This window comes from Serratia sp. 506_PEND, from assembly GCF_001076875.1.
Lineage (GTDB): Bacteria > Pseudomonadota > Gammaproteobacteria > Enterobacterales > Enterobacteriaceae > Serratia > Serratia marcescens.
Genome location: NZ_JVEL01000321.1, coordinates 1 through 13,688 on the forward strand (window position 1 = coordinate 1; position 13,688 = coordinate 13,688).

The 13,688-nt window shown below is 57.8% G+C and carries 8 protein-coding genes, 2 tRNA genes and 1 pseudogene; 8 read left to right on the top strand and 3 right to left on the bottom strand.

What is annotated here, in order from left to right; genetic code table 11:
• The 3 genes and pseudogenes from ADK28_RS09005 to nagE all read right to left on the bottom strand — a co-directional run.
• Positions 1-764 (bottom strand): annotated as a pseudogene (locus ADK28_RS09005) (ChiP family protein); the annotation flags it as partial.
• A gap of 579 nt (positions 765-1,343) precedes the next feature.
• On the bottom strand, positions 1,344-3,008 hold the full coding sequence (gene glnS, locus ADK28_RS09010) for a glutamine--tRNA ligase (RefSeq protein ID WP_033641083.1): 1,665 nt from the start codon (positions 3,006-3,008) through the stop codon (positions 1,344-1,346).
• A 240-nt stretch (positions 3,009-3,248) separates the two neighbouring features.
• On the bottom strand, positions 3,249-5,285 hold the full coding sequence (gene nagE, locus ADK28_RS09015) for an N-acetylglucosamine-specific PTS transporter subunit IIBC (protein ID WP_028127712.1): 2,037 nt from the start codon (positions 5,283-5,285) through the stop codon (positions 3,249-3,251).
• Positions 5,286-5,619: 334 nt separating this feature from the next.
• On the opposite strand from nagE, the gene nagB reads away from it, so the two are divergent.
• The 8 genes from nagB (at position 5,620) to ADK28_RS09055 (ending at position 13,624) form a co-directional block, all read left to right on the top strand.
• Positions 5,620-6,420 (top strand): glucosamine-6-phosphate deaminase, encoded by an 801-nt coding sequence (gene nagB / locus ADK28_RS09020; RefSeq protein WP_004939952.1) that lies wholly within the window; start codon positions 5,620-5,622, stop codon positions 6,418-6,420.
• Positions 6,421-6,438: 18 nt separating this feature from the next.
• Positions 6,439-7,578 (top strand): N-acetylglucosamine-6-phosphate deacetylase, encoded by a 1,140-nt coding sequence (gene nagA / locus ADK28_RS09025; protein ID WP_048795477.1) that lies wholly within the window; start codon positions 6,439-6,441, stop codon positions 7,576-7,578.
• Between the two features lie 27 nt (positions 7,579-7,605).
• Entirely contained in the window at positions 7,606-8,826 is a 1,221-nt protein-coding gene (gene nagC, locus ADK28_RS09030) for a DNA-binding transcriptional regulator NagC (RefSeq protein WP_004939956.1), read from the top strand.
• Between the two features lie 67 nt (positions 8,827-8,893).
• Complete coding sequence (locus ADK28_RS09035; RefSeq protein WP_004939957.1) at positions 8,894-9,646, top strand: HAD-IIA family hydrolase; 753 nt, start codon at positions 8,894-8,896, stop codon at positions 9,644-9,646.
• A gap of 189 nt (positions 9,647-9,835) precedes the next feature.
• On the top strand, positions 9,836-11,278 hold the full coding sequence (locus tag ADK28_RS09040) for a carbohydrate-binding protein (protein WP_048795478.1): 1,443 nt from the start codon (positions 9,836-9,838) through the stop codon (positions 11,276-11,278).
• 284 nt (positions 11,279-11,562) lie between these two features.
• Positions 11,563-13,227: an asparagine synthase B gene (gene asnB, locus ADK28_RS09045; protein ID WP_048795479.1), complete on the top strand. Its 1,665-nt coding sequence runs from the start codon at positions 11,563-11,565 to the stop codon at positions 13,225-13,227.
• Between the two features lie 219 nt (positions 13,228-13,446).
• A tRNA-Met gene (locus ADK28_RS09050) sits at positions 13,447-13,523 on the top strand.
• 16 nt (positions 13,524-13,539) lie between these two features.
• Positions 13,540-13,624 (top strand) — tRNA-Leu (locus ADK28_RS09055).
• Positions 13,625-13,688: the final 64 nt, after the last annotated feature.

The window sequence follows — 13,688 nt, forward strand, 5'->3', positions numbered from 1 at the left end:
AAGTACTGATTCACGTAACCCTGGGCTTGGCCGAAAGCGGCTTCCAGCACCAGATCGTTTTTGAAATCGTACTTGGCGCCCAGCGAGTGCAGATAGGAGACGCGGGTTTTCTTATCATTCTGGCGGAAGTCGTCCACCTCGATATGCCACGGCGCCTTGTATTTGTCGGCCCACATGTAGGAGAAGCTCAACGCGCCGGCATCGCCGTAGTCGAACTTGGCGCCGGCCTCGGCGCCCTGATAGGTGCCCGGCATAAAGCTCCAGTGCGGCGCCAGCAGGGTTTGGCCGCTCGGCTGAATATAGCCGGCGCGCGCCCAGACCGGGCCGTATTTGAATTTGGCGGCGGCTTTGTACAGGCTGATACCGCCTTTGTCACCGGAGTAGTCTTCGTCGTAGGTACGGTTCTTCGAGGAGAACGCAATTTCGTTCGGGTGACCGCTGGCGCTGGATTCAGCCAGTTCGATGGCGGTAAAGGCGCCGACATCCAGACCGAACATGTCCCAGGCGTAGCCCGACGCGAAATCCAGGCTCAGGTTGGCGGTGGAGTGCGACAGGTTGGTGGTGTATTGGTTGTAATCCTTGCTGTCCGGATTGAGATCTTTACGGTCGCGCTCACGTTGCCAGTAATAGATGCCGCCGGTCAGCGTGGAATCATCGATAAACCCTGCGGCTTTCGCCTCAGGCGCCATGGCAAACCCTGTTCCCAACAGCGCGCCCGCGACTGCGAGCGCCAGCGTTTTACGCTGAGCACCGTGCGTACCCATAGTGAAATTCCTCTTTGACTTAACTTAAAAGTTGCAGCCGCCTGTGTTCACCACTGCCCTGCACGACTGCCAATAAAAAACCCGAACGGGTAAAAAATATTGCCGACGAGATGTTATTCCCACAGCACTAATTGCTACAGACAGACTATTTTTCGCGACGCGAATTATCAAATGAAAAATGCGGGAGATTTGTCAAAGTATGACAAGCAGCACATATCAGTGAGATTTTGTTACGTCGGTGTTCATGGAGGGTGTCGAATAAAAAATTCAATTAAATCAGAATAAATTAAGATAAGAGGTCAACCAGAGACGATTAATGGTTTCAGCCTGACTAAATTCGTTAGTCAGACGATAAAAATTGAGAGCGCTCTCTAAATGAAATTAATTCGCATCACGAATATATAAGAAAAAATGAAGACTAATAAAGCCAATATAAGAAAACTAATGGGTTAATGCGTCGCCATTAATTAAACGCATCCCGGAAAAAATGAGAGAGGAATAGATCGCGAGCCGAGCGCAGGCATAAAAAAAGCGCGGCTTAAAGCCGCGCTGATTCATTAATTTTCGAGGCGAATAAGATTAGCCTTCGATTTTCGCCCAGGTGTCACGCAGGCCGACGGTGCGGTTAAACACCAGATGTTCGGCCGACGAATAACGGTTGTCGGCGCAGAAGTAGCCTTCACGCTCGAACTGGTAGGCCTTCTCCGGCTGTGCGGCCGCCAGACTCGGCTCGACGAAGCCGTGCTTGATGACCAGCGATTCCGGGTTGATGGTGGAGAGGAAATCCTCCGCCGCGCCCGGGTTAGGCACGCTGAACAGGCGATCGTACAGGCGAATTTCCGCCGGCAGCGCGTGCGCCGCGGACACCCAGTGGATCACGCCCTTCACCTTGCGGCCGTCGGCAGGATCTTTGCTCAGCGTTTCCGCATCGTAGCTGCAGAAAATGGTGGTGATCTCGCCCGCTTCGTCCTTCTCGACGCGCTCGGCCTTGATCACGTACGCATTGCGCAGACGCACTTCCTTGCCCAGCACCAGACGCTTGTACTGCTTGTTGGCTTCTTCGCGGAAGTCGGCGCGATCGATATAGATCTCGCGGCTGAACGGCACATCGCGGCTGCCCATTTCCGGCTTGTTCGGGTGGTTAGGCATGGTGACCATTTCCACCGCATCGCCCATGTTCTCGATGACGACCTTCACCGGATCCAGCACCGCCATGGCGCGCGGGGCGTTCTCGTTAAGATCGTCGCGAATGCAGGATTCCAGCGCCACCATCTCGACGTTGTTGTCTTGCTTGGTCACGCCGATACGCAGGCAAAACTCGCGAATCGAGGCGGCGGTATAACCGCGGCGGCGCAGGCCGGAGACGGTCGGCATGCGCGGGTCATCCCAACCTTCGACGATCTTCTCGGCCACCAGTTGGTGCAGCTTGCGCTTCGACATGATGGCGTATTCGAGGTTGAGACGCGAAAACTCGTACTGCCGCGGGTGGCAAGGAATGGTGATGTTATCCAGCACCCAGTCATACAGACGGCGGTTATCCTGGAATTCCAGAGTACACAGCGAATGGGTGATCCCTTCCAGCGCATCGGAAATGCAGTGGGTGAAATCGTACATCGGGTAAATGCACCATTTGTTGCCGGTCTGGTGGTGTTCGGCGAACTTGATGCGGTACAGCACCGGATCGCGCATCACGATAAACGGCGAAGCCATATCGATCTTGGCGCGCAGGCAGGCGGCACCTTCGGCGAACTCGCCGTTGCGCATCTTCTCGAACAGCGCCAGGTTCTCTTCCACGCTGCGGTCGCGGTACGGGCTGTCTTTGCCCGGCGCGGTCAGGGTGCCGCGATATTCACGGATCTGCTCCGGCGACAGCTCATCGACGTAGGCCAGCCCCTTGGTGATCAGCTCAACCGCATACTGGTGCAGCTGATCGAAATAGTCTGAGGAGTAATGAACGTTGCCGCTCCACTCAAAGCCCAGCCACTCCACGTCGTGCTTGATTGACTCCACGAACTCGATGTCTTCTTTCACCGGGTTGGTGTCATCGAAACGCAGGTTGCACTGGCCCTGATAGTCCTTGGCGATGCCGAAGTTCAGGCAGATGGACTTGGCGTGGCCGATATGCAGATAGCCGTTAGGCTCCGGCGGGAAACGGGTATGTACCGACGTGTGTTTCCCCGACGCCAGATCTTCATCGACGATCTGACGGATAAAATTGGTTGGGCGGGCTTCAGCCTCACTCATTTCACTGTTCCTCAATGCAAAGCGCTACACATAACCGCCTATGATCCAACAAGCCACGTCTGGAAACAACCGTTTGTTTCACGAAAAATGCGGCATATTGCACCCTCGGCGCGCAGCGCGCCGCCGTGGCGCGAAACGGGATAAAAAAAGCGGGAAGAGATCGCTCTCTTCCCGCCAAGTCGGGGCAAACTCCGCCATGATGCGTGACCGGCCCCGGGTACTACTCAGGTAAAAACGGCCTTACTTTTGGATCTCGTACAGCTTGGTCTGACCGGCGACCACTGAGCCGCTGGCCAGCGCCGCCAGGCCGGCATAGTCGTCAGAATTGCTGACCACCACCGGGCTGATCATCGAACGCGCATTGGCGTTCAGGTAATCCAAATCCAGTTCCAGAATCGGTTGACCGGCTTTCACTTCCGCGCCCTCTTCCACCAGGCGTTTGAAGCCCTGGCCTTCCAGCGCGACGGTGTCGATCCCCATGTGCACTACGATCTCGGCGCCCTTGTCGGTTTCCAGGCAGAAGGCGTGGTTGGTATTGAAGATTTTCACCACGGTGCCGTCAGCCGGCGACACGACGATGTTGTCGGTCGGGCGAATCGCCAGGCCGTCGCCTACCGCCTTGCTGGCGAAGGCTTCGTCCGGCACCTGATCGAGCGCCACCACTTCACCGGTTACCGGCGCTACCAGCGTTTCAAACGCGGCTTTCGGTGCGTTCGGCACCGCCTGCGGTTTGGCTTCCGCAGCAGGAGCCGCCGCCGGAGCCGCCGCAGCCGCCACCGGGCCGGCCGCAATTACGTTGCGCATTGCGCTGGCAATCAGCTCGGCACGGGTGCCGACGATCACTTGCACGCTCTGCTTGTTCAGACGGATAACGCCCGACGCGCCGAGGCGCTTCGCCAATGCGTCGTTCACCAGCGCAGAGTCCTTCACGTTCAAACGCAGTCGGGTGATGCAGGCGTCGATGCCGGTCAGGTTGTCGGAGCCGCCGATCGCGCCGACGTAGCGACGGGCCAGCGTGGTGGTTTCATTCTCGTCTTTACCGGCGCTGCTGTTGACGTTGACGTCATAACCGTCGGTTTCGTCACCGGCAACCGCCAGCTCGCGGCCCGGGGTCATCAGGTTGAACTTGTTGATGGTGAAGCGGAACACCACATAGTAGATAACGAAGAACACCAGACCCTGCGGGATCAGCATGTACCAGTGGGTCGCCAGCGGGTTACGCACCCACAGCATCATATCCACCAGGCCGGCGCTGAAACCGAAGCCTGAAATCCAATGCATGTTAGCGGCGATGAACACCGAGATACCGGTCAGTACGGCGTGGATCACGTACAGCACCGGCGCCACGAACATGAAGGAGAACTCCAGCGGTTCGGTGATGCCGGTAAAGAAGGCAGCGAATGCCCCTGCCATCATGATCCCCAGCACCTTCGCCTTATTCTCAGGACGCGCGCAGTGATAGATGGCCAGCGCCGCGCCCGGCAGACCGAACATCATGATCGGGAAGAAGCCCGCCTGATAACGGCCGGTGATGCCAACAACCGCTTTACCCGCGTCAATCGACTGCTGGCCGCCGAGGAAGTTAGGGATATCGTTGATGCCGGCCACGTCGAACCAGAACACCGAGTTCAGCGCGTGGTGCAAGCCGACCGGGATCAGCAGGCGGTTGAAGAAGGCGTAGATGCCCGCGCCGACGGAGCCCAATTTTTGGATGTGTTCGCCGAAGCTCACCAGAGCGCCGAACACGACCGGCCAGACGAACATCAGGATGTAAGCGACCAGGATCATCAGGAAGGAAATGAGGATCGGCACTAAACGGCGGCCGCTGAAGAACGACAGCGCCTTAGGCAGCTCGACGCCGCTGAAGCGGTTGTACACTTCGGCTGAGATGATACCCACCAGAATACCAACGAACTGGTTCTCAATCTTGCCGAACGCGGCAGGCACCTGATCGAGCGGGATCTTCTGAATCATCGACACGGCGGCCGGTGAACAGAGGGTAGTCAGCACCAGGAAACCGACGAAGCCGGTCAGTGCGGCAGATCCGTCCTTATCTTTGGACATGCCGTAGGCGACACCAACGGCGAACAACACCGCCATATGATCGATAATCGCAGAGCCAGACTTAATCAATAAGGCAGCGAAAGCGTTGTCGCCGCCCCAACCAACAGGGTCAATCCAGTACCCGACGCCCATCAAGATGGCGGCGGCGGGCAGCGTGGCGACCGGCACCATCAGCGCCCGTCCCACCTTTTGCAAATAACTAAGAATGTTCACCTTTTCCCCCTATGTTGTCCGCGGACGGACCCTATTAGTAGTTTATTTGGAGCTCTCACTACCTTTTTAGAAACAGCGCTTGGCACGTATCACTCATGCCGAGTGTAAAAAAATTATTTTGTATCGCAAATTAAAACCTCCCTTTTTGTGATAAATATCACCAAAAAGTAGTCTTCACCTCCCAGATTGCTGGCCATCACACAAAACTTATTTTATCATTCAAAAAATCAACCGAACGGACGATTCACGCGAGAATCATAAAGCTGGGTTACGCTTAGGACTCCCGCAGGCCCGTACAGTATAGCTTTAGTTTACTTATCCCAAGAGGTGTTAGATGAGACTTATCCCACTGAAAGATACCGCACAAGTCGGCAAATGGGCCGCGCGTCATATCGTTCAACGCATCAACGCATTCAAGCCAACCGCAGAGCGCCCGTTTGTACTCGGCCTGCCTACCGGCGGCACGCCGCTGGAAGCCTACAAACATCTGATTGCGATGCACAAAGCAGGTGAAGTAAGCTTTAAGCATGTTGTGACTTTCAACATGGACGAGTACGTTGGCCTGCCGCAGGAACACCCGGAAAGCTACCACACCTTCATGTACCGCAACTTCTTTGATCACGTTGATATTCCTCGTGAAAATATCAATCTGCTGAACGGCAACGCCGCGGATGTCGACGCCGAGTGCCGCCAGTACGAAGAGAAGATCAAGTCTTACGGCAAAATTAACCTGTTCATGGGCGGCGTGGGTATCGACGGCCATATCGCGTTCAACGAGCCGGCTTCGTCCCTGGCTTCGCGCACCCGCATCAAAACGCTGACCGAAGACACCCGCATCGCCAACTCGCGCTTCTTCGGCGGCGACGTCAGCCTGGTGCCGAAATATGCGCTGACCGTCGGCGTGGGTACGCTGCTGGACGCGGAAGAGGTGATGATCCTGGTGACCGGCCACGCCAAGGCGCAGGCGCTGGAAGCCGCTGTGGAAGGCAACATCAACCACATGTGGACCATCAGCTGCCTGCAGCTGCACGCCAAAGCGGTGGTGGTGTGCGACGAACCGGCCACCATGGAACTGAAAGTCAAAACCGTCAAATATTTCCGCGAGTTAGAAGCGGAAAGCGTGAAAAGTCTTTAATCTTTGCAGGGGGCTACGATGTTCGCTTTAACCCACGGCCGAATCTATACCGGCCACGACGTACTTGATGACCATGCAGTCATTATCGCTGATGGGCTGATTGAGAAAGTCTGCCCGGCGGCTGAATTGCCCGCCGGCATCGAAACGCGCGACCTGGGTGGCGCCATCCTGGCCCCCGGGCTTATCGACGTGCAGCTGAACGGCTGCGGCGGCGTCCAGTTCAACGATTCGCTGGAAGCCATCTCGGAAGAAACGCTGGAGATCATGCAGCGCGCCAACGAGAAATCCGGCTGCACCAGCTATCTGCCGACGCTGATCACCAGCAGCGACGAATTCATGAAGCACAGCGTCAACGTGATGCGCGCTTATCTGAAAAAGCACCAAAACCAGGCGTTGGGCCTGCACCTGGAAGGGCCGTACCTCAGCCCGGTGAAAAAAGGCACCCACAACCCGGCGTTCATTCGCAAGCCGACCCAGGACATGATCGATTACCTGTGCGCCAACGCCGACGTGATCACCAAGGTGACGCTGGCGCCGGAAATGGTTGAGCCGCACTTTATCAAGCAGCTGACCGAGGCCGGCATCGTGGTCTCCGCCGGCCACTCGAACGCCACCTACGATCAGGCGCGCACCGGCTTCGCCGCCGGCATCAGCTTCGCCACCCACCTGTACAACGCCATGCCGTATATCACCGGCCGCGAACCGGGGCTGATGGGGGCTATCTTCGATACGCCGGAGGTCTATACCGGCATCATCGCCGACGGCCATCACGTAGCCTGGGCGAGTATCCGTAACGCCAAACGCCTGAAAGGTGATAAATTGGTCTTGGTCACCGACGCGACCGCACCGGCGGGTGCAGATATTGACCAATTTATTTTCGCCGGTAAAACAATATACTATCGGGATGGGCTGTGCGTGGATGAGAACGGCACCCTGAGCGGTTCCGCGCTGACCATGATCGAAGCGGTGCAAAACAGCGTCGAGCATATCGGCATCGCGCTGGACGAAGCGCTGCGCATGGCGACGCTGTACCCGGCGCGCGCCATCGGCGTCGATCACCGTCTGGGTACCCTCGAAGCCGGCAAGGTGGCTAACCTGACCGCCTTCACCCGTGATTTCAAGATCACCAAAACGCTCGTTAACGGTAACGAGGTTTAATTCAATGAACAGCGAGTAACATTATTGATGAGCACTGGCGGACAAGCACAAATAGGGAACGTTGACTTAGTCAAACAACTTAACGGCGCGGCAGTTTATCGCCTGATCGACCAACAGGGCCCGATCTCGCGCATTCAAATCGCCGAACTCAGCCAGCTCGCCCCCGCCAGCGTCACTAAGATTACTCGCCAGCTGCTGGAGCGCGGGTTGATCAAAGAAGTCGATCAGCAAGCCTCCACCGGCGGCCGCCGCGCGATCTCCATCGTGTCGGAAACCCGTCATTTCCATACCGTCGCGGTGCGCCTCGGCCGCCACGACGCCACCATCACGCTGTATGACATGAGCGGTAAATCGCTCAGTGAAGAACACTATCCGCTGCCGGAACGCACCCAGGAAACGCTGGAGAATGCGCTGTTCGCCGCCATCGCCCAATTCATCGAAGCGAACCAGCGCCGCCTGCGCGAGCTGATCGCCATCGCGGTGATCCTGCCCGGCCTGGTGGATCCGGCGCTGGGCGTGGTGCGCTACATGCCGCACATCAGCGTCAGCAACTGGGCGCTGGTGGACAACCTGCAGCAGCGCTTTAACGTCACCAGCTTCGTCGGCCACGATATCCGCAGCCTGGCGCTGGCGGAGCACTACTTCGGCGCCACCCGCGACTGCGAAGACTCGATTCTGGTGCGCCTGCACCGCGGCACCGGCGCCGGCATCATCGTCAACGGGCAGATTTTTCTCGGCAACAACGGCAACGTCGGCGAGATCGGCCATATCCAGATCGATCCGCTCGGCGAACGCTGCCACTGCGGCAACTTCGGCTGCCTGGAAACGGTGGCCGCCAACGCCGCGATCGAACAGCGCGTGCGCCAACTGCTGAGCCAGGGCTATCCAAGCAAACTGACGCTGGAAGACTGCGGCATCAACGCCATCTGCAAGGCCGCCAACCGCGGCGATCTGCTGGCCAGCGAAGTGATCGAACACGTCGGCCGCTATCTGGGCAAGGCGGTGGCCATCGCCATCAACCTGTTCAATCCGCAGAAAGTGGTGATCGCCGGTGAGATCACCGAAGCGGACAAGGTGCTGCTGCCGGCGATCCAAAGCTGCATCAATACCCAGGTGCTGAAGGACTTCCGCAAAAATCTGCCGGTGGTGACCTCCGAACTCAATCATCGCTCGGCTATCGGCGCTTTCGCCCTGGCCAAACGCGCGATGCTCAACGGCGTGCTCTTGCAGCGATTGCTGGAAAGCTGATCCGCCGCTTCTGGCAGGTGTGTTATCGTCACTTCTTGCCTGCCGTAATCATGAGAAACAGCGACAAATGAAAATCAAAAACGTTATATGCGATATCGACGGCGTGCTGCTGCATGACAATACGCCGGTGCCCGGCGCCGATCTGTTCCTGGCGCGCATCCAGGAACAAGGCATGCCGCTGGTGGTGCTGACCAACTACCCGTCACAGACCGCACAGGATCTGGCGAACCGCTTCGCCGCCGCCGGGCTGGAAGTGCCGGAGAGCGCGTTCTATACCTCGGCGATGGCCACCGCCGACTTCCTGCGCCGTCAGGAAGGCAAAAAAGCCTATGTGGTCGGCGAAGGCGCGCTGATCCATGAGCTGTACAAAGCCGGTTTCACCATCACCGACATCAACCCGGATTTTGTGATCGTCGGTGAAACCCGCTCTTACAACTGGGACATGATGCACAAAGCCGCCTACTTCGTGAGCAACGGCGCGCGCTTTATCGCGACCAATCCGGATAGCCACGGCCACGGCTTCTCGCCGGCCTGCGGCGCCCTGTGCGCGCCCATCGAGAAGATCACCGGCCGCAAGCCGTTTTATGTCGGCAAGCCCAGCCCGTGGATCATTCGCGCCGCACTGAACAAAATGCAGGCGCACTCGGAAGAGACGGTGATCGTCGGCGATAACCTGCGCACCGACATTCTGGCGGGCTTCCAGGCCGGCCTGGAAACCGTGCTGGTGCTGTCCGGCGTCTCCACGCTGAGCGACATCGAAACCATGCCGTTCCGCCCGAGCTACGTCTACCCTTCCGTCGCCGATATCACCATCTTCTGATCCATCGATGGCGGCTGCCCGGCCGCCATTATTTCCCTCTTCCTGGCCGCAGTTTGAATTTAATTCGTTCATGGCCGCAAAAGGTTTCAGCCTGCCTGCGCTAAAAATCCTCATTATAAGTTTACGCCCCGCCAATAGCTGATATTGCCGGCGAGCGAAAAACTCTCCCCCCTAATGAATGAGGCCACCATGAGCACAAATAACATTATTAATGCCGTCGCCGCCGATGACGCGGCCATTATGCCGTCTATCGCCAATAAAAAGATCCTGATGGGTTTCTGGCACAACTGGGCCGCCGGCGCCAGTGACGGTTATCAACAAGGCCAGTTCGCCAATATGAATCTGACCGACATCCCCGCCGAGTACAACGTAGTGGCCGTCGCCTTTATGAAAGGCCAGGGCATCCCGACCTTCAAACCTTACAACCTGTCCGACGCCGAGTTTCGCCGCCAGGTGGGCGTGCTGAACAGCCAGGGCCGCGCGGTGCTGATCTCCCTCGGCGGCGCAGACGCGCATATCGAGCTGAAGACCGGCGACGAAGACAAACTGAAAGACGAGATTATTCGCCTGGTGGAAGTCTATGGCTTCGACGGCCTGGATATCGATCTGGAACAGGCGGCGATCGGCGCCGCCAATAATAAAACCGTCTTGCCTGCGGCATTGAAAAAAGTAAAAGACCATTACGCCGCGCAGGGGAAAAACTTTATTATCAGCATGGCGCCGGAATTCCCGTATTTGCGCACCAACGGCACCTATCTGGATTATATCAACGCCCTTGAAGGCTATTACGACTTTATTGCGCCGCAATATTACAACCAGGGCGGCGACGGTATTTGGGTGGATGAGCTCAACGCCTGGATCACGCAGAATAACGACGCCATGAAAGAGGACTTCCTCTACTATCTGACGGAAAGCCTGGTCACCGGCACCCGCGGCTATGCGAAAATCCCGGCGGCGAAATTCGTTATCGGCCTGCCGAGCAACAACGATGCCGCCGCCACCGGCTACGTGATCGACAAACAGGCGGTGTATAACGCCTTCGCGCGTCTTGACGCCAAAAACCTGTCGATCAAGGGCCTGATGACCTGGTCGATCAACTGGGACAACGGCAAGAGCAAAGCCGGCGTGGCCTACAACTGGGAATTCAAAACCCGCTATGCGCCGCTGATTCAGGGCGGCGTCACCCCGCCGCCGGGAAAGCCTAATGCGCCGACGGCGCTGACGGTCGCCGAGCTGGGCGCCACCTCGCTGAAACTGAGCTGGGCCGCCGCCACCGGCGCGTTACCGATCGCCAGCTACACCGTCTACCGCAACGGCAACCCGATCGGCCAGACCGCCGACCTGTCGCTGACCGACAGCGGCCTGACCCCGGTCACCCAGTACAGCTACTTCGTTACCGCAACCGACAGCCAGGGCAATACCTCGCTGCCGAGCAGCGCGCTGGCGGTCAAAACCGCCAACGACGGCACGCCGCCCGATCCGGGTGCGCCCGAGTGGCAGAACAACCACAGCTACAAGGCTGGCGACGTGGTGAGCTATAAAGGCAAGAAATACACCTGTATCCAGGCGCACACCTCCAACGCCGGCTGGACGCCGGACGCCGCCTTCACCCTGTGGCAGCTCATCGCCTAATCGCTAATCGATTGCCGGTCAAACTGGCCGGCAATCCCGCCATCACGCTAAAAATTGCATAATCGATAATTTTTCACGCCGATAACTGAACATCCGTTAAAAACCGCACCTAAGCAAACAACTATTTCTCAACGCATGGCTAAAACGCTTGCATCTCCCGCAGCTTTTGGCGCATTTTCATAACCACAGCGCAGCAAAACCGGGTTATCGCTGATAAATCGGCAATGCTGCCCATAACAGTAAAAAACAACATCACAGTCATAAAAGCCCGTTAGGAGAGTTGTATGTGTTCTATTTTCGGTGTGCTCGATCTGAAGTCCGATCCCGTTGAACTGCGTAAGAAAGCGCTGGAGCTGTCACGTCTGATGCGCCACCGCGGCCCGGATTGGTCCGGCGTTTACGCCAGCGACAAAGCCATTCTGGCTCACGAACGCCTGTCGATCGTCGACGTCAACAACGGCGCTCAACCGCTGTACAACGCTGCGCACACCCACGTTCTGGCGGTCAACGGCGAAATTTACAACCATCAGACGCTGCGCCAACAGCTGAGCGACCGCTATGCGTTCCAGACCGGTTCCGACTGTGAAGTGATCCTGGCGCTGTACCAGGAGAAAGGCCCGGACTTCCTCGACGATCTGCAAGGCATGTTCGCCTTCGCCCTGTATGACACCGAAAAAGACGCCTACCTGATCGGCCGCGATCACCTGGGCATCATTCCGCTGTACATGGGCCACGACGAGCACGGCAACCTGTACGTCGCCTCGGAAATGAAAGCGCTGGTGCCGGTGTGCCGCACCATCAAGGAATTCCCGGCCGGCAGCTATCTGTGGAGCCAGGACGGTGAGATCCGTGAATATTATCGCCGCGACTGGTTCGATTACGACAGCGTCAAGGACAACGTGACCGACGCCGCCGCCCTGCGCACCGCGCTGGAAGAGTCGGTTAAAAGCCACCTGATGTCCGACGTGCCCTACGGCGTGCTGCTGTCGGGCGGGCTGGATTCCTCGGTCATCTCGGCGATCACCAAGAAATACGCCGCGCGCCGCGTGGAAGATCAGGAACGCAGCGAGGCCTGGTGGCCGCAGCTGCACTCCTTCGCCGTCGGCCTGGAAGGCTCGCCGGATCTGCGCGCCGCGCAAGAGGTGGCCAACCATCTGGGCACCGTGCACCATGAAATCCACTTCACCGTGCAGGAAGGCCTGGACGCCATCCGCGACGTGATTTATCACATCGAAACCTACGACGTCACCACCATTCGCGCCTCGACGCCGATGTACCTGATGTCGCGCAAAATCAAGGCGATGGGCATCAAGATGGTGCTTTCCGGCGAAGGCGCGGACGAAGTGTTCGGCGGCTACCTGTACTTCCATAAGGCGCCGGACGCCCGCGAATTCCACGAAGAGACCGTGCGTAAACTGCTGGCGCTGCACATGTTCGACTGCGCGCGCGCCAACAAGGCGATGTCCGCCTGGGGCGTCGAAGCCCGCGTGCCGTTCCTGGACAAGAAATTCCTCGACGTGGCGATGCGCATCAATCCGAAAGATAAAATGTGCGGCAACGGCAAAATGGAAAAACACATCGTTCGCGAATGTTTCGAGTCCTATTTGCCGGCCAGCGTGGCCTGGCGCCAGAAAGAGCAGTTCTCCGACGGCGTTGGCTACAGTTGGATCGACACGCTAAAAGAGGTCGCTGCGCAGCAAATCAGCGATCAACAGCTCGAAACTGCGCGTTTCCGCTTCCCGTACAACACGCCGACCTCTAAAGAAGGCTACCTGTACCGCGAAATCTTCGAGGAGCTGTTCCCGCTGCCGAGCGCCGCCGAATGCGTGCCGGGCGGCCCGTCCGTCGCCTGCTCGTCCGCCAAGGCCATCGAATGGGACGAATCGTTCAAGAAGATGGACGATCCTTCCGGCCGCGCCGTCGGCGTGCATCAGGCCGCCTATAAATAATCGCGCGGCGTTTTCCCTTGGGGCGGGCCTTTTGGCCCGCCTTTTTGTTGCCTTTTTCCTCCGCCAACTGCCTGAATTGCCGATTTTATCGCCATAATGTTCACAACCCAGACAAACGGCGCTTCCGGGCGCTTTTTCGGGAAAAAACTTGTTGACGCAAATCGGTCATATACGCATAATGCGCCCCGCAACGCCGATGAAGGCAAAGCAAAAAAAGAGGGCTACGTAGCTCAGCTGGTTAGAGCACATCACTCATAATGATGGGGTCACAGGTTCGAATCCCGTCGTAGCCACCATCTCTTTTTTGCATTTGCGGGAGTGGCGAAATTGGTAGACGCACCAGATTTAGGTTCTGGCGCCGCAAGGTGTGCGAGTTCAAGTCTCGCCTCCCGCACCATTTCTCTTCATCGTCGGCGCAGTATGTTGATGGGGTATCGCCAAGCGGTAAGGCACCGGTTTTT

Coding starts and splice junctions, on each gene's coding strand:
- glnS (WP_033641083.1), bottom strand. CDS start 3,008: ATGAGTGAGGCTGAAGCCCGCCCAACCAATTTTATCCGTCAGATCGTC.
- nagB (WP_004939952.1), top strand. CDS start 5,620: ATGAGACTTATCCCACTGAAAGATACCGCACAAGTCGGCAAATGGGCC.
- nagA (WP_048795477.1), top strand. CDS start 6,439: ATGTTCGCTTTAACCCACGGCCGAATCTATACCGGCCACGACGTACTT.
- nagC (WP_004939956.1), top strand. CDS start 7,606: ATGAGCACTGGCGGACAAGCACAAATAGGGAACGTTGACTTAGTCAAA.
- ADK28_RS09035 (WP_004939957.1), top strand. CDS start 8,894: ATGAAAATCAAAAACGTTATATGCGATATCGACGGCGTGCTGCTGCAT.
- ADK28_RS09040 (WP_048795478.1), top strand. CDS start 9,836: ATGAGCACAAATAACATTATTAATGCCGTCGCCGCCGATGACGCGGCC.
- asnB (WP_048795479.1), top strand. CDS start 11,563: ATGTGTTCTATTTTCGGTGTGCTCGATCTGAAGTCCGATCCCGTTGAA.